This window comes from Vreelandella profundi, from assembly GCF_019722725.1.
Lineage (GTDB): Bacteria > Pseudomonadota > Gammaproteobacteria > Pseudomonadales > Halomonadaceae > Vreelandella > Vreelandella profundi.
Genome location: NZ_CP077941.1, coordinates 1,466,112 through 1,485,312 on the forward strand (window position 1 = coordinate 1,466,112; position 19,201 = coordinate 1,485,312).

Annotated in this window: 17 protein-coding genes; 8 read left to right on the forward strand and 9 right to left on the reverse strand. The window is 55.1% G+C overall.

The genetic code is table 11. From position 1 onward, the window contains the following. Nucleotides 1-31: 31 nt before the first annotated feature. A complete protein-coding gene (locus KUO20_RS06750) occupies nt 32-307 on the forward strand; it encodes a DUF1294 domain-containing protein (RefSeq protein WP_235042102.1) in 276 nt (91 codons plus the stop codon). A gap of 4 nt (nt 308-311) precedes the next feature. Continuing rightward, entirely contained in the window at nt 312-2,207 is a 1,896-nt protein-coding gene (locus KUO20_RS06755; RefSeq protein ID WP_235042103.1) for a monovalent cation:proton antiporter-2 (CPA2) family protein, read from the forward strand. Here the strand turns inward: KUO20_RS06755 and KUO20_RS06760 are convergent. From KUO20_RS06760 to KUO20_RS06800, 9 genes are all read right to left on the reverse strand, one after another. Beyond that, nucleotides 2,204-2,767, reverse strand: coding sequence for a hypothetical protein (locus KUO20_RS06760; protein WP_235042104.1), 564 nt, complete (start codon nt 2,765-2,767; stop codon nt 2,204-2,206). The genes KUO20_RS06755 and KUO20_RS06760 overlap by 4 nt on opposite strands. Before the next feature lie 47 nt (nt 2,768-2,814). After that, a complete protein-coding gene (locus KUO20_RS06765) occupies nt 2,815-3,654 on the reverse strand; it encodes a class I SAM-dependent methyltransferase (RefSeq protein ID WP_235042105.1) in 840 nt (279 codons plus the stop codon). 6 nt (nt 3,655-3,660) lie between these two features. Next, nucleotides 3,661-5,409, reverse strand: coding sequence for an AMP-binding protein (locus tag KUO20_RS06770; RefSeq protein ID WP_235042106.1), 1,749 nt, complete (start codon nt 5,407-5,409; stop codon nt 3,661-3,663). Nucleotides 5,410-5,483: 74 nt separating this feature from the next. After that, nucleotides 5,484-6,392, reverse strand: a complete 909-nt coding sequence (locus KUO20_RS06775) for a hydroxymethylglutaryl-CoA lyase (RefSeq protein WP_235042107.1) — start codon at nt 6,390-6,392, stop codon at nt 5,484-5,486. Between the two features lie 11 nt (nt 6,393-6,403). Then, nucleotides 6,404-8,476: an acetyl/propionyl/methylcrotonyl-CoA carboxylase subunit alpha gene (locus KUO20_RS06780; RefSeq protein WP_235042108.1), complete on the reverse strand. Its 2,073-nt coding sequence runs from the start codon at nt 8,474-8,476 to the stop codon at nt 6,404-6,406. Beyond that, nucleotides 8,473-9,297, reverse strand: a complete 825-nt coding sequence (locus KUO20_RS06785) for an enoyl-CoA hydratase/isomerase family protein (RefSeq protein WP_235042436.1) — start codon at nt 9,295-9,297, stop codon at nt 8,473-8,475. Before KUO20_RS06785 ends, KUO20_RS06780 begins: the two co-directional genes overlap by 4 nt. A gap of 29 nt (nt 9,298-9,326) precedes the next feature. Beyond that, nucleotides 9,327-10,934 (reverse strand): carboxyl transferase domain-containing protein, encoded by a 1,608-nt coding sequence (locus tag KUO20_RS06790; RefSeq protein WP_235042109.1) that lies wholly within the window; start codon nt 10,932-10,934, stop codon nt 9,327-9,329. Nucleotides 10,935-10,982: 48 nt separating this feature from the next. Further along, nucleotides 10,983-12,152 carry an isovaleryl-CoA dehydrogenase gene (locus tag KUO20_RS06795; RefSeq protein ID WP_235042110.1) on the reverse strand — a complete coding sequence of 390 codons (1,170 nt, stop codon included), beginning with the start codon at nt 12,150-12,152 and terminating at the stop codon, nt 10,983-10,985. 53 nt (nt 12,153-12,205) lie between these two features. Continuing rightward, nucleotides 12,206-12,685, reverse strand: coding sequence for a MerR family transcriptional regulator (locus KUO20_RS06800; protein WP_235042111.1), 480 nt, complete (start codon nt 12,683-12,685; stop codon nt 12,206-12,208). Between the two features lie 325 nt (nt 12,686-13,010). On the opposite strand from KUO20_RS06800, the gene KUO20_RS06805 reads away from it, so the two are divergent. The 6 genes from KUO20_RS06805 (at nt 13,011) to KUO20_RS06830 (ending at nt 19,194) form a co-directional block, all read left to right on the forward strand. Next, the gene (locus KUO20_RS06805; protein WP_235042112.1) at nt 13,011-13,799 is read left to right on the forward strand and encodes an ABC transporter ATP-binding protein; all 789 of its coding nucleotides are present in this window, start codon (nt 13,011-13,013) and stop codon (nt 13,797-13,799) included. Next, on the forward strand, nt 13,796-14,539 hold the full coding sequence (locus tag KUO20_RS06810; protein WP_235042113.1) for an ABC transporter ATP-binding protein: 744 nt from the start codon (nt 13,796-13,798) through the stop codon (nt 14,537-14,539). Before KUO20_RS06805 ends, KUO20_RS06810 begins: the two co-directional genes overlap by 4 nt. Nucleotides 14,540-14,614: 75 nt before the next feature. Beyond that, the gene (locus KUO20_RS06815) at nt 14,615-15,850 is read left to right on the forward strand and encodes an ABC transporter substrate-binding protein (protein WP_235042114.1); all 1,236 of its coding nucleotides are present in this window, start codon (nt 14,615-14,617) and stop codon (nt 15,848-15,850) included. Between the two features lie 99 nt (nt 15,851-15,949). Continuing rightward, nucleotides 15,950-16,837, forward strand: coding sequence for a branched-chain amino acid ABC transporter permease (locus tag KUO20_RS06820; protein WP_235042115.1), 888 nt, complete (start codon nt 15,950-15,952; stop codon nt 16,835-16,837). 2 nt (nt 16,838-16,839) lie between these two features. Further along, complete coding sequence (locus tag KUO20_RS06825) at nt 16,840-17,832, forward strand: branched-chain amino acid ABC transporter permease (protein ID WP_235042116.1); 993 nt, start codon at nt 16,840-16,842, stop codon at nt 17,830-17,832. A 207-nt stretch (nt 17,833-18,039) separates the two neighbouring features. After that, the gene (locus KUO20_RS06830) at nt 18,040-19,194 is read left to right on the forward strand and encodes an acyl-CoA dehydrogenase family protein (RefSeq protein WP_235042117.1); all 1,155 of its coding nucleotides are present in this window, start codon (nt 18,040-18,042) and stop codon (nt 19,192-19,194) included. The last annotated feature ends 7 nt before the right edge of the window (nt 19,195-19,201 follow it).

Here is a 19,201-nt window from a genome sequence, read left to right on the forward strand (position 1 = left end):
TTAATGCTCATCTTTTGCAGGTTCAACCATATTGATCTCTATTGCGGCACTTTACGCGTTGGTTAGCGTGATCACCTACATCACTTATGTTGTCGATAAAAAAGCGGCAATTAAAAACCGCCGGCGGGTGAGTGAGAAATCGCTTCACCTGCTTGCACTAGCCGGTGGCTGGCCAGGGGCACTGCTGGCGCAGCAGCGGTGGCGGCATAAAACGCAAAAAACCAGCTTCCGGATTGTTTTTTGGCTGACGGTCGTTGTCAATTTGGCATGTTTAGTTGGATTCGTGCTCTACCCTTACAGCGGATGAAAAAATGACGGCCTACTTTGTTCAAGCGTTTATCTATCTGCTGGCCGCGGTGATTGCGGTTCCTCTCGCCAAGCGCTTTGGTCTGGGATCAGTGTTGGGTTATTTGGTTGCCGGTGTGGTCATTGGCCCCATCTTGGGACTAGTTGGCCAAGAGACCAATACGATTCAGCACTTCGCGGAGTTTGGCGTCGTGATGATGCTGTTTTTAGTCGGTATGGAGCTTGATCCCAAGGCGCTGTGGGCCATGCGTGTGCGTCTGCTGGGGTTGGGTGGGCTTCAGGTGGTGCTAACGGCGGCAGCCGGTGCGGCTATCGCTTGGTGGCTGGGCTTGGTGTGGCAAACGTCACTAGCCATCGGGTTTATTTTTGCACTGTCGTCTACTGCGATTGTGCTACAAACGCTGAATGAAAAAGGGCTTGGAAAAACCGACGGTGGGCGCAGTGCCTTTTCGGTTTTGCTGTTTCAAGATATCGCGGTTATTCCCATGCTGGCGCTGATCCCGCTGCTGGCGCTGCCTGAGTTAATGGGCGCAGGCGGTGATGACGGCCACGCAAGCTTAAGTCTGGTATCCAGCTTGCCCGGCTGGGCACATGCCCTGGTGGTCGTGGCGGCCATTGGGAGCGTGGTGGTTGGTGGCTACTACCTAGTGCCTTTACTGTTTCGCTATGTGATTGGCTCTGGTCTGCGTGAGGTGTTTACCGCCACGGCGCTAATGCTGGTGATAGGGATTGCCGCACTGATGAGTTTGGTTAATTTATCGCCGGCGCTGGGTGCGTTTCTGGCCGGGGTGGTGCTCGCTAACAGTGAGTTTAAGCACGAGCTTGAAGCCAATATTGAGCCGTTTAAAGGCCTGCTGCTGGGGTTGTTTTTTATTACCGTCGGGGCGGGCATCAATTTTTCAGTGCTGGCGGCAGAGTGGGGCACGATTGTCTCGCTAGGCTTGGCAGTTATCGCCGTCAAAGGCATCGTTTTGCTGGCCTTGGCGCTACTGTTCAAAGTGCGCGGCAGTAACGGCTGGCTGTTTACCTTAAGCCTTGCCCAGGCCGGTGAGTTTGGCTTTGTGCTGCTTACCTACAGCGTACAAAATAGCGTCATTCCGGCGGATATTGCTCAGATTCTCTCGCTCGTTGTGGCCCTGTCGATGTTCTTAACGCCGCTGCTGTTTATTGTCTACGACAGGCTAGTATTGCCGTACTACCGAACCGCTTCTAACGATGATCGTGAGGCTGATACGATCGAAGAGGAGGCGCCCGTTATCGTTGCTGGCGTCGGCCGGTTTGGGCAAATTATCTGCCGCTTGCTGCGCGCCAACAATATTCCTATCGTGGCGCTTGATCATGAAATCGAACAGATCGAGAACCTGCGTAAGATCAATATTAAAAGCTACTTTGGTGACGCCACGCGCTCTGACTTGCTTGAAACCGCCGGAATTGAGAACGCGCGGCTGATCGTTATTGCCTTAGACGACCGGGACCGCGCCGTACAAATGGTCAAGCACGTTAAGCAGTACTATCCCCATGTTTGGATACTGGCTCGCGCATTTGACCGGGGGCACGGGTATCAGTTGCGTGACGCGGGCGCCGATGATGTGGTCAGTGAAACCTACCACTCTGCTCTTGAACTGGGTGGCCACGCGCTCACCGCGATAGGCGTTCACCCCATGCGAGCTAAGCAAATGACCTGGGCCTTTGTGCAGAATGAAGAGGCCCATGAAGATGAGCTGTTTAACGCTTGGAAAGAAATCGAGCAAGGGATTAACTTCAGCCCCCGCTACGGTGAGCTGTTTATGAAGCTGGAAGAAGCGTTGAACAGCGCTATGCAGCAGGATTGGAACGAGCCGCAGCGCGAAGATGTACCAATCTGGACAGCGCCAGCGCCTTCAGAAGATGAAGGCCGTTAAAACGGCAAATGCAGCGAGGCGCTTAGCATATTGAGATGGTTGAGCGTGGGGGCGTCAATGCGTTCGTACTCTAAGCGACTGACCAGCCGGTTAATCGTCATGGTCGCACCGAAGCCTTGCAGCATCGCGCTGCCGCTTTCGTCGGCCCCTTCAACATTGCTTTCACCGCGCCATTCGGTGATGCCGGATTTCGCATAGACACTAAAGGCGCCCATGCGAACGCCGGCAATAATGGCACCGCCCAGGCTCAGTGTATCCATAATCAGCGGATTAATATTGGAGGCGATGGCGACTTCTTCGCTTTCGCGATAGGCAATTTCAGCGCCGATATCCAGCTGGGGAAGCCGCCAGGGGCTAAAGCCTGCCGTTAGCCGAAAGCCACTGGTATAGGTATCTAAGCTGCTAAGATCGCTACCTTCCAAGATAACCCCGTTGTCGAGCTGCATAAGCTCGCTGTCGGAAGCCGTATAGGCCGTTACCGGTGGAGTATCATCGGCGAAGCTGCTTAACCACGGAACAGCGCAACAAAGTAGGGTGCTTGCCAAGCGTTTTATTGGCATTTCTCGTACACCTATCGCAGGGGGAGAAAACGTTATTTGCATTCAGGTTAGCAACTGGCTTGAATCTCTACCACTTTAATTGCACCTTCAGCCAGATTATCGACTAGGTTTTTGCCCATGCTGATGAAGCGTTCTCCAAACACCCACTGGGGCGAGAGCACGGCCTGTCGCGGCGTTTGTTCTTTTTGACGCTGGCGATGGCGCCACGCTAAGGCGGTATCACTCCAATCGTCCACGTGCTCAATAGCAAAGCCACCCGCTTCAAGCAGCTGGGTTAATTCTATTAGGCTCAGCAGGTGAGAGTGCTGCTCAAGCGATACCGCCCAGGGCACCGGGAAACGAAGCTGTGCTACGTGGGGTCCGCTGACCACTTCGTGCATTATCAGCTGGCCGCCAGGGCGCAGGACACGGCGGCTTTGCGCCAGCACCCGGGCCGCATCGGGCATATTGAGCAGGCTATGCTGAAACAGCACCGCATCAAAACTATTGTCCGCAAACGGCAGGGCGCTGGCGTCGCCCGTTACCCAGGAAAGCAAGTGCGCATCAGGCTGCTGGATTCGCGCACTCAGCGCTTTATTTAGCGCGTTAAACCCGTGCGTAATATCCAGCCCGGTCATGTGAAAGCCGAGCGCGGCGCCTTGACGCATCAGCCCACCTAACCCCGCGCCGATATCCAGCACTTTCGGGTGGGTTTGAGCATCTAGGCTAGCGCTGAGCCGTTCAAGCAGCCGGGAAGAGGCCGCTACGCCGCCAATATGTAGCTGATCCAACGGGGCGAGTTGATGCAGCGTAGGGCCGTCAGGATAGTGAGCATCAATCTGAGCCAGCACGTCATCAGCGCGCAGGGCACGCTGATAGTGGTCCGCTAGCGGATGGAAGGATGGCATGGCGGATTACTTCTCTTGTTCCAAGCCTGACTCGTGATCCAGGCCCGGTTTATCCAGCCCCAGCTCTTGAATGGAAATTTCGCGCATTTTGAATTTTTGAATTTTGCCGGTGACCGTCATCGGGAACTCGTCAACGAACTTAAAGTAGCGTGGGATTTTGAAGTGGGTGATCTTGCCTTTACAGAACTCGCGTAGATCGTCGCTGGTGATGTCGCCGGCGGTGCCGTTGAGTTTTACCCAAGCGATCAGTTCTTCGCCGTACTTTTTGTCGGGCACGCCGGTGACCTGCACATCGGAGATCGCCGGGTGAGCGTACAGAAATTCCTCGACCTCTTTAGGGTAAACGTTCTCGCCGCCGCGAATCACCATGTCTTTAATGCGACCTACGATCTGGATATAACCTTCTTCATCCATGGTGGCGAGGTCGCCGGTGTGCATCCAACCGGTACCGTCGATTGCCTCTGCGGTAGCTTTGTCATTGTTCCAGTAGCGCAGCATTACGCTGTAGCCCCGAGTGCAGAGTTCGCCGATTTCACCCCGAGGTAGAATGCCGCCGTTACCAGGGTCGACAATTTTGTTTTCCAGGTGAGGCTGGGTACGGCCTACGGTAGAAACGCGTTTCTCAATAGGGTCAAAAGCGCCGGTCTGGCTAGAGACTGGGCTGGTTTCGGTCATGCCGTAAGCGATTTGGACACCCTTCATATTCATCTTGTTGACCACCTGCTTCATGATCTCGGTCGGGCAGATCGAGCCCGCCATAATGCCCGTACGCAGGGATGAAAGGTCGGTGGTTGGGAAGTCAGGATGATCAAGCTCTGCGATGAACATCGTTGGCACGCCATAGAGAGCGGTGGCTTTTAGCTCATCAACCGCTTTAAGCACCTTGCCTGGATCAAAGCCTTCATCCGGATAGATCATCGTTGCGCCGTGAGTGATACAGCCTAAGTTACCCATCACCATGCCGAAACAGTGATACAGCGGCACCGGAATGACCAGCCGGTCTTGGCTCGTAAAGCCCATGCTTTCAGCGACAAAAAAACCATTATTAAGAATATTGTGATGAGAAAGCGTGGCGCCTTTGGGAAAGCCGGTAGTGCCAGAGGTGTACTGAATATTGATCGGATCATCAAATTGCAGCGTGGCCTGCAGATCGTTGAGGTCGGTTTGGCTAACCCTGTTGGCTTCCTGCATCAGATCTGACCAGCGCCACATACCGGGCAGCTTGTCGGGGCTTAAGTTTATGATGCATTCAAGACCTGGCAGCTTTTGCGACTTCAGTTCACCTTCCGTGCAGGCGTTAAGCCCCTGTTTAAGTTCTGGCGCTAATTCATATAGCATCTCGCTGTAGTCGGAGCTTTTAAAACGATGGGCGGTGACTAAAAAGCGCGCGCCGGAATGGTTCAGCGAGTATTCAAGCTCATGAGTGCGGTAGGAAGGATTGATGTTGACCAGAATGGCGCCAATTTTAGCGGTGGCAAACTGCGTTAGCGTCCACTCGCTGCAGTTGGGTGCCCAGATCGCCACGCGATCGCCTTTGTTAACACCAATAGACAGCAGAGCCCGGGCGCAGCGGTTAACTTCTTCCTGAAGCTTTCGATAGCTCCAATGGATGTTTTGATGCACGACGATTAGCGCATCGTTATCGGCATGCTGAAGCGCAATTTGATCGAATTTGTCGCCGATGGTCATGCCGAGTAAAGGTTTGTCTGCCGTGCTGCTGCTGTAGCTGGGTAAGGTGAGTGCTGATGAAGGCATGGTCGATCTCTCCGATATTTTTTTCTTGTCAAACGGATAGCCAGAGGCTAATTGGCGGCTGCCATGGGCGTTCGCTATTGTTGTAAAAGGCCTTTCGCCAACGCCACTTTAGAGCTGGGCTTGCGACCTAGCTCGCCTGTTATCCAAAAGGCGGTATCGATAATGGCCTGCAGGTTGATACCCGTTTCAATGCCCAGCCCCTCAAGCAAATACAGCACGTCTTCGGTGGCTACGTTGCCGGACGCACCTTTAGCATAGGGGCAGCCGCCAAGGCCCGCCGTGGCGGCATCGATAACGCTAATGCCTTCTTCCATTACCGCATATAAATTAGCCAGCGCCATACCGTAGGTATCATGGAAATGAGCGGCAAGATGCTCGATAGGCACGTGCTGCCGGGTGGCTTCAACCATACGTTTGGCCGCAAGCGGGGTGCCGACACCAATCGTATCGCCCAGTGACACCTCGTAGCAGCCCATCTCATAAAGCGCCTTGGCTACTGCTGCTACTTTAGCGGGGGCAATATCACCCTCATAAGGGCAGCCCAGCACACAGGACACATAGCCGCGTACCCGCACACCCGCCTGGTGAGCACGCTCAAGCACGGGCTCAAAGCGCGCCAGCGACTCAGCAATCGAGCAGTTGATGTTTTTCTGTGAGAAGGCTTCTGACGCAGCACCAAAGACCGCGACTTCTTCCACGCCGACAGACAGCGCGTTTTCCAGCCCTTTAAGATTGGGAGTAAGCGCTGAGTAAACCACGCCCTGCTGGCGCTGTATGCCGCGCATCACTTCAACGGCGTCACCCATTTGCGGCACCCACTTGGGCGAGACGAAGCTTGCGGCTTCAATATGCGTGATGCCGGCTCGCGATAGCCGTTCGATAAGGGCAATTTTGGTTGCGGTAGGGACAATTGCCCCCGGCTCGTTTTGTAGGCCGTCACGGGGGGCCATTTCGAAAAGCCTGACTGACGTAGGCAGTGACATCGGTGAGTTCCTTATTCGTCGGCCGCAAAATCGAGCAATACGGCACCTTGATTGACGGTGTCGCCTGCCTGGAAATGGAAGGTTTCCACGCTGCCGTCGGCAGGCGCAATCATGGTGTGCTCCATTTTCATCGCTTCCATGACCATCAGCGGCATGCCTTTCTCAACGGTCGCGCCGGGCGCTACCAGCAGCGCGACGACGGTGCCATTCATGGGCGCTGTCAGGGTAGATTCCGCCTCATGCTGGCCATGATTAATGGCATCAATTCGTCGCCAGAATAGCCGGGTTTCACCGCTGGGGTCGGCCATGACAACGACGTGGCCGTCTCGACGCGCCTGCAGGCGGCGGCGGTGGCCGTTCAGCGTCACCGCTACCGCATCGCCGGTCAGCGGCTGCACGCTGGCCGTGAGGGTTTCATCGCCGATAGTCAGGTTCCAGAGTGACTCGCCGGCGTTGCGTTTGCCTTCCACCGTTACCACGGCATTGTCGCCCTCGGCAGTCTGGGCGTTTGCCGGATCGCACAGCGCAATGCGGATAGTATGGGGCGCGTTCAGGCGAAAGCCATCGTGACGATCCCAGGGAGAATCGCTGTGGCATTCGTTGGCCAGCTGATTAAGACCAATCAGCGCGGCGCTGGCGTAGTCTTCGTTGCTATAGACGCGCGGGGCAAACAGCGTGGCTTCGTTGCGCTCGATAAAGCGCGTATCCAGCTCGACGTTCTTAACGCCCAGGTTTTTGAAGTTAGGGTGAGTCGCCAGCCGCATTAAGAAGGCGCGGTTCGTCACGACACCCTGCACGTCCAGGGCGGCCAGCGCGCGGTTCAGCGTCGCGAGTGCCGCATCGCGGTCAGCGCCGTGAACAATCAGTTTGGCGAGCATGGGGTCGTAGTGCATGGACACCACATCGCCGCTTTCCACGCCGCTGTCCAAGCGTACTTGATCCTGGTTTTCAAAAGAGCCGAAACCAGCGCCTTCTAAATCCAGCTCAAAGCGAGTGAGCAGGCCGGTCGCGGGTAAAAAATCCTGATCGGGATCTTCAGCGTAAATACGTGCTTCAAAACTGTGGCCGGTAATGGTCAGCTCGTCTTGGGAGCAGGGCAGCGGCTCGCCCATGGCAACGCGCAGCTGCCACTCGACCAAATCTTGGCCGGTGATCATCTCGGTCACCGGGTGCTCGACCTGAAGACGAGTGTTCATCTCCATAAAATAAAAAGCGCCGTCCTGCCCGGGTGCGCCGTCGAGCAAAAACTCGACAGTGCCCGCGCCCACGTAGCCAATTTCTTGGGCGGCGCGAACGGCTGCGTCGCCCATGGCGCTGCGCAGCTCGGCGGTCATGCCGGGAGCGGGCGCTTCTTCGATGACTTTTTGATGGCGGCGCTGAACGCTGCAGTCGCGCTCGAACAAATACACTCCGTTGCCGTGGCGATCGCAAAATACCTGGACTTCCACGTGGCGCGGCTGCACCAGATATTTTTCGATCAGCATGCGGTCGTCGCCAAACGCGGCTTTGGACTCGCGTCGGCAGCCGTCTAAAGCGGCCTGAAACGCATCGCCGCTTTCCACCACGCGCATGCCTTTACCGCCGCCCCCCGCGCTGGCTTTTAGCATCACCGGGTAGCCTATTTTGTCTGCTTCAGCGCGCAGCAGAGCATCGTCCTGGTCGTCGCCGTGGTAGCCGGGCACCAGCGGCACGCCGGCGTTGGCCATGCGCACTTTCGCCGCTGATTTATCCCCCATCGCAGCGATGGCCGATGCGGGCGGCCCCACAAAGGTAATTCCCGCCTGCTCTAATGCTTTAACGAAATTGCCGTTTTCAGATAAAAATCCGTAGCCCGGGTGGATCGCCCCGGTACCGGTGCGCTTGGCGGCGTCAATGACCGCATCGATATTAAGATAGCTTTCGCGCGCGGCAGCGGGGCCGAGGCGAATGGCTTCGTCGGCTTCACGCACGTGACGAGCGTTGGCGTCGGCATCTGAATAGACCGCGACGGTTTTTAACCCCATACGCCGCGCGGTGCGCATCACCCGGCAGGCAATTTCACCCCGGTTAGCGACCAGTAAGGTATCAAAAGGCGAGTGACTCATGAGCGACGCTCCGAAGCGTGAGATGCATGGTTAGATTCGGCCCAGGCGGGGCGGCGCTTTTCAAAGAAGCTGGATAAACCCTCTTGGCCTTCTGGGCTTACCCGCAGCTTGGCGATCACCTGGCAGGTATGCTCGCGGGTCTCCTCAGCATCAGGCGCTTGAGCAACCGTGGCCATCAGTGCCTTAGAGGTACGTTGAGCTTGGGGCGACCCTGCCAGCAGAGTGGCTATCATGTTATCTATGGCGGTATCTAATGCCTCGTGTTCTACGACCTGGTGGCTTAAACCGAGCGCCAACGACGTGGGGGCATCGATGATTTCCGCCGTAAGCGCATAGCGGCGCATCTGGCGCTCACCTAAAGCGCGCTGTACATAGGGGCTAATTACCGCAGGCGAGAGACCGATTTTGACTTCTGACAGGCAGAATTTGGCTTTATCTGAAGCAATCACCACATCGCAGCAGGCGGCAAGACCCACCGCACCGCCAAAGGCTGCTCCCTGTACACGGCAAACCGTGGGGCAGGGCAACGTGTCCAGTCCGTGCATCAGCGCTGAGAGCTTGCGGGAATCGGCAAGATTGTCTTCAAGATCGTAATCGACAATGCGTTTCATCCAGTTTAAATCGGCACCCGCTGAGAAACTTTTGCCTTCGGAACCCAGCACAACGACGCGAACATCACCCGCTTTAGCAAGGGTATGCAGCTGCTCAAGATGCGCGTTCAGCTCGGCGATCAGGCTGTCGTCAAAGGCGTTGTGTACCTCTGGGCGGTTTAAGGTCAGGCGCGCCACGCCGTTCTCAATGATCAGTGTTGAATAAGTCATCAGTGCTGAATCAGTCATCGTGTTTGCCCCTACATCCGGAACACGCCGAAGCGCGTCTCTTCGATTTCAGCATTCATCGCAGCGGCGAGGGAAAGCCCCAGCACATCGCGGGTTTGCAGCGGATCAATCACGCCGTCGTCCCATAGGCGGGCGCTGGCGTAATAGGGGTGGCCCTGATGTTCATACTGCTCGCGGGTGGGTTGCTTAAAGGCTTCTTCTTCCTCTTTGCTCCACTCGCGGCCTTCGCGCTCATGCTGCTCGCGTTTTACCTGCCCCAGCACCCCTGCGGCTTGTTCTCCGCCCATCACAGAAATACGCGCATTGGGCCACATAAATAGCAGGTTGGGGTCGTACGCGCGGCCACACATGCCGTAGTTGCCTGCGCCAAAGCTACCCCCAATCAGCACGGTGTATTTAGGCACCTTCGCGCAGGCCACGGCGGTAACCAGCTTAGCGCCGTGCTTGGCAATGCCTTCATGCTCGTACTTAGAGCCGACCATAAAGCCGGTAATGTTTTGTAGAAAGATCAGCGGAATCTTGCGCTGGGCGCACAGCTCAATAAAGTGCGCACCCTTTACGGCGCTTTCTGAAAACAGCACGCCATTGTTAGCCACAATGCCAACCGGGAAGCCATGGATATGCGCAAAGCCGGTCACCAATGTTTCGCCGTAATAACGTTTGAACTCATCAAAGTCGGAGTCATCAACAATGCGGCCAATGACTTCGCGCACGTCATAGGGCTTTTTAAGATCGGTGCCGACAATACCGTAGAGCTCAGCAGGGTCGAGTTTGGGTGGCTTGGGCGCCTGCATAGCCAGTTGGCCGCGCTTTTGCCAGTTCAAGCGCGAGACGCAGGCGCGAGCAAGCTGCAGCGCATGGACGTCGTTTTCGGCATAATGGTCGGCGACACCGCTGACCTTGGCGTGAACGTCTGCACCGCCCAAATCTTCTGCGCTGATGCTTTCCCCTGTCGCGGCTTTTACCAGTGGCGGGCCGCCGAGAAAAATCGTGCCCTGTTCTTTAACGATAATCGACTCATCGGCCATGGCCGGGACGTAAGCGCCGCCAGCGGTACAGGAGCCCATGACCACGGCAATTTGCGGAATGCCTTCCGCAGACATGGTGGCCTGGTTGTAGAAAATGCGCCCAAAATGGTCGCGATCAGGAAAGACTTCATCCTGGCGGGGCAAAAAAGCGCCGCCGGAGTCGACTAAATAAATGCACGGCAGGCGATGCTTGCGGGCGATCTCCTGGGCGCGAATATGCTTTTTAACCGTCAGCGGGAAATAGGTGCCGCCTTTAACCGTGGCATCGTTAGCCACAATGACGCACTCAACGCCAGACACGCGGCCAATGCCGGTCACAACGCCCGCGGCGGGGATATCACCGTCGTAGATGTTATGGGCCGCCAACGCGGAAAACTCTAAAAACGGTGAGCCTTCATCAATCAAATGATCAATGCGGTCGCGCACAAACAGCTTGCCGCGGCTCTCATGGCGCTCGCGGGCTTTGGCACCACCACCTTGGGCTAGGGCGGCCGTTAGCTCGCGTAGCTTGTTAACTTCGCCGAGCAGTGAGGCTTCATTGGCTTGAAACACATCGCTACGCGGATTGACTTGGCTATTGATAGTGCTCATGGCGCGACCCTACTGACGTTTGTTAAAGACGTTGATGAAACCCGTTTACTAAACGGTTTCGTTGAAGAGTTCGCGGCCAATCAACATCCGCCGAATCTCGCTGGTGCCTGCGCCGATTTCATACAGCTTGGCATCACGCAGCAGGCGCCCGGTGGGGTATTCGTTGATATAGCCATTGCCGCCCAGCAGTTGGATAGAATCCAGCGCTACCTGAGTGGCTTTTTCCGCGCAGTAGAGAATGACCCCCGCCGCGTCTTTGCGCGAGGTTTGGCCGCGGTCGCAGGCTCCCGCCACGGCATACAAATAGGCGCGACAGGCGTTCAACGTGGTGTACATATCAGCGACTTTGCCCTGCACCAGCTGAAACTCGCCAATCGACTGGTTGAACTGCTTACGTTCGTGGATATACGGCATCACCACGTCCATGGCGGCCTGCATAATGCCAATCGGGCCCGCGGCCAGTACGGTGCGCTCATAGTCCAAGCCGCTCATTAACACGCGAACACCTTTGCCTTCACCGCCCAGGATGTTTTCAGCGGGTACGGCGCAGTCCTGAAACACCAGTTCGCAGGTGTTGGAGCCACGCATGCCGAGCTTGTCGAGCTTCTGGGCGGTAGAAAAACCGGGCATGCCTTTTTCGATGATAAACGCAGTGATCCCTTTGGAACCGGCCTCTGGGTCAGTTTTGGCATACACCACCAGTACGTCCGCATCCGGGCCGTTGGTGATCCACATTTTGTTGCCGTTAAGCACGTAGTGATCGCCATTTTTCTTGGCGCGAAGCTGCATAGAAACTACGTCTGAACCGGCGCCAGTTTCTGACATTGCTAGCGCACCTACGTGGTCGCCGCTAATCAGTTTGGGCAGGTATTTAGCCTTTTGCTCAGGGGTCGCATTAATTTTAATCTGGTTAACGCACAGATTAGAGTGAGCGCCGTAGGAAAGGGCAACCGAGGCGCTGGCGCGCGAAATTTCTTCCATGGCGATACAGTGAGCCAGATAGCCCATGCCGCTGCCGCCGTCTTCTTCAGAAACAGTAATTCCCAGTAGCCCCATGTCGCCAAACTTCTTCCACAGGTCGTTAGGGAATTCGTTGTTGCGGTCGATCTCAGCGGCGCGTGGGGCAATTTCGCTGGCTGCAAAGGCATTGACCTGTTCGCGCAGCATGTTCAGTTCGTCATCGAGGCCAAAATTGAGTTCTGAGTAGTGTGAAAACATGTTCAATCACCTTTTATAAATTGTACTGATAACGGTTAGTTGAGCTGTGATGACTAGACGCGGGCGGAAGAGGGGGATTGGGGATGCTTGTTTGTATCCAGCTGTTCTTCTTTCGGCTGTTTTTGCTTGGGCGTTTTTTCGCCGGGATCTTTTTCGAACAGTTCTTCCAGCGCTTGGCGGCAGCGTATCTCGGCGCTTTCAAGCTCTAGCTGCACCATAGTGATGTCTTTCATTTGCTGATCAAGGGCCGCTTGCCGCTCGCCAATTTTACTGAGCATTAGATGCAGCTGCTTTTTACTGCCGCTGCGGGTTTCGTCCCAAAGCTCGAACAGTTCGCGAATTTCAGCCAGTGAAAATCCCAACCGCTTGCCGCGGATGGTGAGCTTTAGCCGCACCCGGTCTTTGCTACTGTAAACACGCGTTTGGCCGCGCCGACTAGGGTGAAGCAACTCTTGGTCTTCATAAAAACGGATGCTGCGGGTAGTTAAGTCAAACTCGCTGGCCAGCTCACTGATCGAGTAAGTTTTGCTCATAGTGACGTTCTCTCAAAAGACGTTGTTCCCAAGATATGACACCTATGGAACACTGCCACTGAGGCTAAAACAAGTTTACGTTAACGTAAAGCTATTGTTGTGAGCAGTTGAAAAGCGTTGAAATTAGGTAAGCTATTGATATTTATATTCTGAAAGCAGTTGTTAATTCAGGATAATCTTGCCGATAGACCAAAGTTGTAATTGTATTGCTATAGCGACAGTTGCTAGTTTGCACATGAATCTTACGTTCAGGTAAGGCAGTCGCCGCCGCTTCTGCCATGTCTGTAAAGATCTAGCACAAAAACAATAAGAGGCTTGTCACTCTATGAGTGCAAACGATGTCATTCAGGGACCTGTCCTCGAAACACGAGGGCTGACCAAAGAGTTTCGCGGCTTCACCGCCGTAGACAACGTCAATCTTCAGGTACAGGAAGGGCATATCCACGCGTTGATTGGTCCTAATGGCGCGGGCAAGACCACCGTCTTTAATCTACTGACCAAGTTTTTACCGCCCACACGCGGCGATATTTTGTACCGTGGCCAGTCGATCACCAGTAAAAAATCGAACCAGATTGCTCAGCTAGGCCTGGTGCGTTCGTTTCAGATCTCAGCCGTATTTACCCATATGACGGCATTAGAAAATGTACGAGTGGCGCTGCAGCGCAAGCTGGGGACATCGTTTCATTTCTGGAAATCAGAGAAGTCGCTCGATTATCTCAATGAACGCGCTCTTGAGCTGCTTGAAGAAGTGGGTCTTCGTGAGTACGCCGACACCTTAACGGTGGAAATGCCCTATGGGCGCAAGCGGGCGCTTGAGCTGGCGACCACTTTGGCGCTCGACCCCACCATGATGCTGCTAGATGAACCTACTCAGGGCATGGGCGCGGAAGATGTTGATCGTATCGTGGCCTTGATTAAGCGCGTATCGAAAGGACGCACCGTTTTGATGGTAGAGCATAATCTGAGCGTTGTTAGCCGCCTGTGTGATCGTATCACCGTGCTGGCGCGAGGCTCGGTATTAGCAGAAGGCGACTACCAAAGCGTGTCTCGTAATCCGCTGGTTCGCGAAGCCTACATGGGCAGCGATGCCGCCGAAGAGGAGGCCGCCGTATGAACACCGCTGAAGCCCAAGCACCTGTTGAAAACAATCAAAGCCTGGAAATGTTGCGAGTGCAGGATCTACACGCGTTTTACGGCGAGTCACATATCCTGCATGGCGTAAATTTTAACGTAAAGCGCGGCGAGTTGGTGACACTGCTTGGCCGCAACGGCGCCGGGCGCAGCACCACGCTTAAAGCGATTATGAACATGGTGGGGCGGCGTACGGGCTCTATTGTGATTAACGGCAATGAAACGCTTTCGATGAAGCCGCATCATATTCCACGTTTAGGCATTGGTTATTGCCCGGAAGAGCGCGGCATTTTTGCAAGCCTTGATGTCCACGAAAATCTGCTTTTACCCCCAACCGTTCGCTCAGGCGGCATGAGCCTGGATGAAATCTACGCCATGTTTCCGAATCTTTATGAGCGGCGCAAAAGCCAGGGCACGCGGCTTTCCGGCGGCGAACAGCAGATGCTGGCCATGGCGCGTATTTTACGCACCGGCGCGCGCATGCTGCTGCTTGATGAGATTACCGAAGGCCTCGCTCCGGTGATTGTGCAGAAACTAGCCGAGGTGTTAATGCAGCTTAAAGAGCGCGGTATGACCATTGTGCTGGTAGAGCAGAACTTTCGCTTTGCAGCACCGCTAGCCGACCGCCACTTCGTGATGGATCACGGCCAGATCGTTGAAGAAATTACCGCTGCGCAGCTACCGTCGCGCCGCGAGCACCTCAACTCAATGTTAGGCGTATAGCGCGCCGATAAAACGCACTCTGCTCAAAGTATGTCGTTACACAACAAAAAAGGCCTTAAGGGCCAGGAGACGAACATGACCTTTATGAAAAATCTTACCAAAACAAAGCTGGCAGCCAGCATTGCCGTTGCTGCGGCCGCTAGCTTCGCTGTGTCCACTGCTCATGCGGACATGAGCGATAGTGAAGTTCGCATTGGCTACCTGGCCGATATGTCCGGTACTTATCGTGATCTTTCTGGCCCAGGCGGGCTAACCGCGCTAGAAATGGCCGTTGCAGATTTTGGCGGCAGCGTAAACGGTAGTCCGATTGTGGTGTTCAGCGCGGACGACCGTAACAGTGCCGACGTGGGTGCCAATACGGTGCGTGGCTGGATCGACCAGAATAACGTCGATATGGTGGCGGGTCTTGTCGCCTCTTCGGTGTCGATTGCGGTCACTAAAGTGCTTGAGGAAAATAACGGACTAGGCATTGTGTCTGGCTCTGCGGCGTCCAGTATTACCAACGAGCACTGCACCCCTAACCACATCCACTGGGTATACGATACCTATCCGCTCGCTAACGGTACTGCGAAAGCGGTCGTAGAGCAGGGCGGCGACTCCTGGTTCCTGCTGACAGCAGACTACGCCTTTGGCCATGCCCTGGAAGCCGATGTGACCAAGGTAGTCGAAGCTAGCGGCGGTGAAATCGTCGGGGGTGTTCGCCATCCGTTCCCGACTAACGATTTCTCGTCTTATATCCTGCAGGCGCAAGGGTCGGGTGCCAAAATTGTTGGCCTAGCCAATGCGGGAGCCGATACCGTTAATGCCATCACCACGGCCAGCCAGTTTGGCCTGACTCAATCCGGTCAGCAGCTAGCGGGTCTGTTGATTTTCTTGAACGATGTTCACGCGCTTGGTTTAGAGGCCACTCAAAACCTGCTGCTGACCACCGGCTGGTACTGGGATATGGACGAGCAGTCGCGTGAATGGGCGCAGCGCTACTTTGATGAAGTGGGCAGTATGCCAACGATGGTTCAGGCCGGCATTTACTCCAGCACCATGCATTACTTGAAAGCCGTTGAAGAGGCAGGCACCGACGATCCTGAAACCATTCGTGCGCAGATGGCTGAGATGCCGATCAACGATTTCTTCGCACGCAATGGCCGTATTCGTGAAGACGGCCGCATGGTGCACGACATGTACCTTGCCCAGGTGAAAACGCCTGAAGAGTCTACCGGTGAATGGGACCTTTACGAGATCCTCAGCACTATTCCCGCCGAAGAAGCCTACCGTCCGCTATCCGAAAGCCAGTGCAAGCTGGTACAGAACTAATTTGGATAAGAGCTCATCTGGCGTGATTTTACACGTGATGTGTAGCAATGGTTGGCGGCGTCATGCCGCCAACCGCTTGATGGCGAGGAGATTCACATCATGACGATGATATTCGGCGTGCCTATGGCTGTCTTCATGGGCCAGCTAACGCTGGGTCTAGTGAACGGCGCCTTTTACGCACTGCTTAGCTTGGGCCTGGCGGTCATCTTCGGCCTACTGAAGATCGTCAATTTTGCCCATGGGGCTCAATACATGCTGGGCGCTTTCGCTGCGCTACTGGGCTTTCGCTATCTGGGCATTAACTATTGGCTGGCGCTGTTCTTAGTGCCGCTAGTCGTTGGTGCTTTCGGTGTGTTGCTGGAGCGGTTTTTACTGCGCCGCATCGCGCATTTGGATCATCTCTACGGGCTGCTACTGACCTTTGGCTTGGCGCTTATTTTTGAAGGTACGCTGATCAATTTCTTTGGCGTTTCCGGGGCGCGCTATGCAACGCCCGAGATTCTTCAAGGCGGCTTGAATCTTGGCTTTATGTTCTTGCCCACTTATCGCGCCTGGGTGCTGGTGGCCGCTTTGGCGATGTGCCTATTTACCTGGTTTATGATCGAGCGTACGCGGTTAGGCGCCTACCTGCGGGCGGGCACTGAAAACTCCCAGCTGATGCAGGCCTTTGGCGTCAATGTACCGCTGCTGATCACGCTTACCTATGGTTTCGGCGTAGGGTTAGCCGCGTTTGCCGGCGTGTTGGCGGCGCCGCTGTATCCGGTGTCACCGACCATGGGCTCAAGCTTGTTAATCGTGGTATTTGCGGTGGTGGTCATCGGCGGCATGGGGTCGATTTTAGGCGCTATTATCACCGGTTTAGCCATGGGGATTATCGAAGGCTTAACCAAGGTGTATTACCCCGAAGCATCTAACACGGTGATCTTTCTTGTCATGATCCTTGTGCTCATGTTGCGCCCCGCTGGGCTATTCGGTAAGGAGGCTTAAACATGACAGAACCTCAAACGACGCCAGCGCCAACGGCCGTACTTGAACGCCAAAAACGCGCCAAATTTCGGCGCAATATGTTTTATCTGGCGTTGATTGTAGTGGGGCTGGTGGCGCCTTTTATGGTTTACCCCGTTTTCTTAATGAAAGTGCTTTGTTTTGCACTGTTCGCCTGCGCGTTTAACCTGCTGCTTGGCTATGCGGGGCTATTGTCCTTTGGGCATGCGGCTTTCTTAGCGACCGGCGGCTATGTGACCGGCTACCTGCTGGCCAGCTACCCAGGGTTAACGCCGGAGCTAGGCATTCTCGCCGGTACGTTAATGGCAACGTTGCTAGGTGTACTGTTTGGCGTGCTCTCTATTCGGCGCCAGGGTATCTATTTCGCCATGGTGACCTTGGCGATCGCTCAGCTGGTGTACTTTATGTATATCCAGGCGCCGTTTACCGGCGGTGAAGATGGCCTGCACGGCGTACCCCGAGGGGAGCTGTTTGGGTTGATCAGCCTGAGCAGTAATCTGTCGATGTATTACTTTGTTTTTGCGATATTCATCGCAGGCTTTGCGCTCATTCAGCGCACCGTGCACTCACCGTTTGGCCAGGTGCTCAAGGCGATCCGCGAAAATGAGCCTCGGGCGGTATCGCTGGGCTATAACGTCGATGCCTATAAGCTAGTGGCGTTTGTGATCTCTGCGGGCTTGGCGGGCTTAGCCGGCTCGACCAAAACGGTTGTGTTTCAGCTGGCCTCGTTGACGGACGCGCACTGGCATATGTCAGGTGAGGTAATTTTAATGACGCTGCTAGGCGGCGTGGGTACCTTGCTGGGGCCTTTGATGGGGGCCGGGCTTGTGGTTAGCCTTCAGCACATTCTCGCGCAATCGCCGTTAGGCAACTGGGTTAGCGTGATTCTGGGTCTCATCTTTGTGGTGTGTGTGCTGAGCTTTCGTAGCGGCATTATTGGTGAGCTGGACAAAATGTACCGTAAAAACTTTAAATAGAAGCGTCGCTGTAACGCTGTTTTTTTCCGATGTTGGGCGCCTTATGGCGCCTTTTTTTTGCGCTATGTTTGTCTCGGCTGATGCTTTCTACGCCTAAGGTCGCACGCTTGGGTGTGTTGCTTGTTCTGGGGTAAATAGATAAGTTAACGTTAACGTCAATTACAACGATAACAGCTAGTGTGTTCGCACATTAGCGGAGATCCGCCCATGAATTTTGAGCTTAATGAAGACCAGGTTGCCTTTGCTGATATGGCGCGTGCCTTTGCCCAAAACGAGCTAGAGCCGCACGCCGCCGAATGGGACCAAACCTCGTTTTTTCCCGTTGATGTGATTCGCAAAGCGGGGGAGCTGGGGTTTTGCTCGCTTTACGCACCCGAGAGCGTGGGCGGGTTAGGGCTTTCGCGCTTAGATGCCAGCATCATTTTCGAGCAGCTTTCCATGGGCTGCACCTCGACCACCGCCTATCTCACTATTCACAATATGGTGACCTGGATGCTGGCGGATTTCGGCACGCCGGAAGCGGTCTCTCAGTGGGGCGAAAAACTCGCCACTGGCGAGCTCCTAGGCTCCTACTGTTTAACCGAACCCAATTCAGGTTCAGACGCCGCTTCATTGAAAACCACTGCCAAGCGTGATGGCGATGACTACGTGCTGAACGGCAGTAAGATGTTTATTTCGGGTGCCGGTAGTACCGACTTTCTGGTGGTGATGGCGCGCACCGGTGGTGAAGGCGCCAGCGGCGTTTCTGCCTTTGCGGTAGATGCCAAGGCTGAAGGCATAAGCTATGGGCGTAAAGAAGAGAAGATGGGCTGGAACAGCCAGCCGACGCGCATGATCACGTTCGAAGACGTGCGGGTGCCCGCTAATCATCTGCTTGGCAATGAAGGTGACGGTTTTAAAATTGCCATGAAAGGGCTCGACGGCGGCCGAATCAACATTGCGACCTGCTCGATTGGCACGGCGCAGCAAGCGATCAACAAAGCGCGCGAATACATGCTGGAGCGTAAGCAGTTTGGTAAACGGCTGGCAGAGTTTCAGGCGCTACAGTTTCGTTTAGCCGATATGGTCACCGAACTGGTTGCCGCACGGCAGCTAGTGCGTATGGCCGCGGCCAAGTTAGATGCAGGTCACGCCGATGCGACGGCCTACTGCGCCATGGCAAAACGCTTTGCCACCGATGTGGGCTTTAAGGTATGTGACGAAGCGCTACAGCTTTACGGCGGTAACGGCTATATCAAGGAATACCCCATGGAGCGCTACGTGCGGGATACTCGGGTACACCGCATTCTTGAAGGCACCAACGAAATTATGCGCCTGATCATTTCTCGCCGGGTATTGGCAGACGGCGCCACCGAGCTTTAAGAGAATA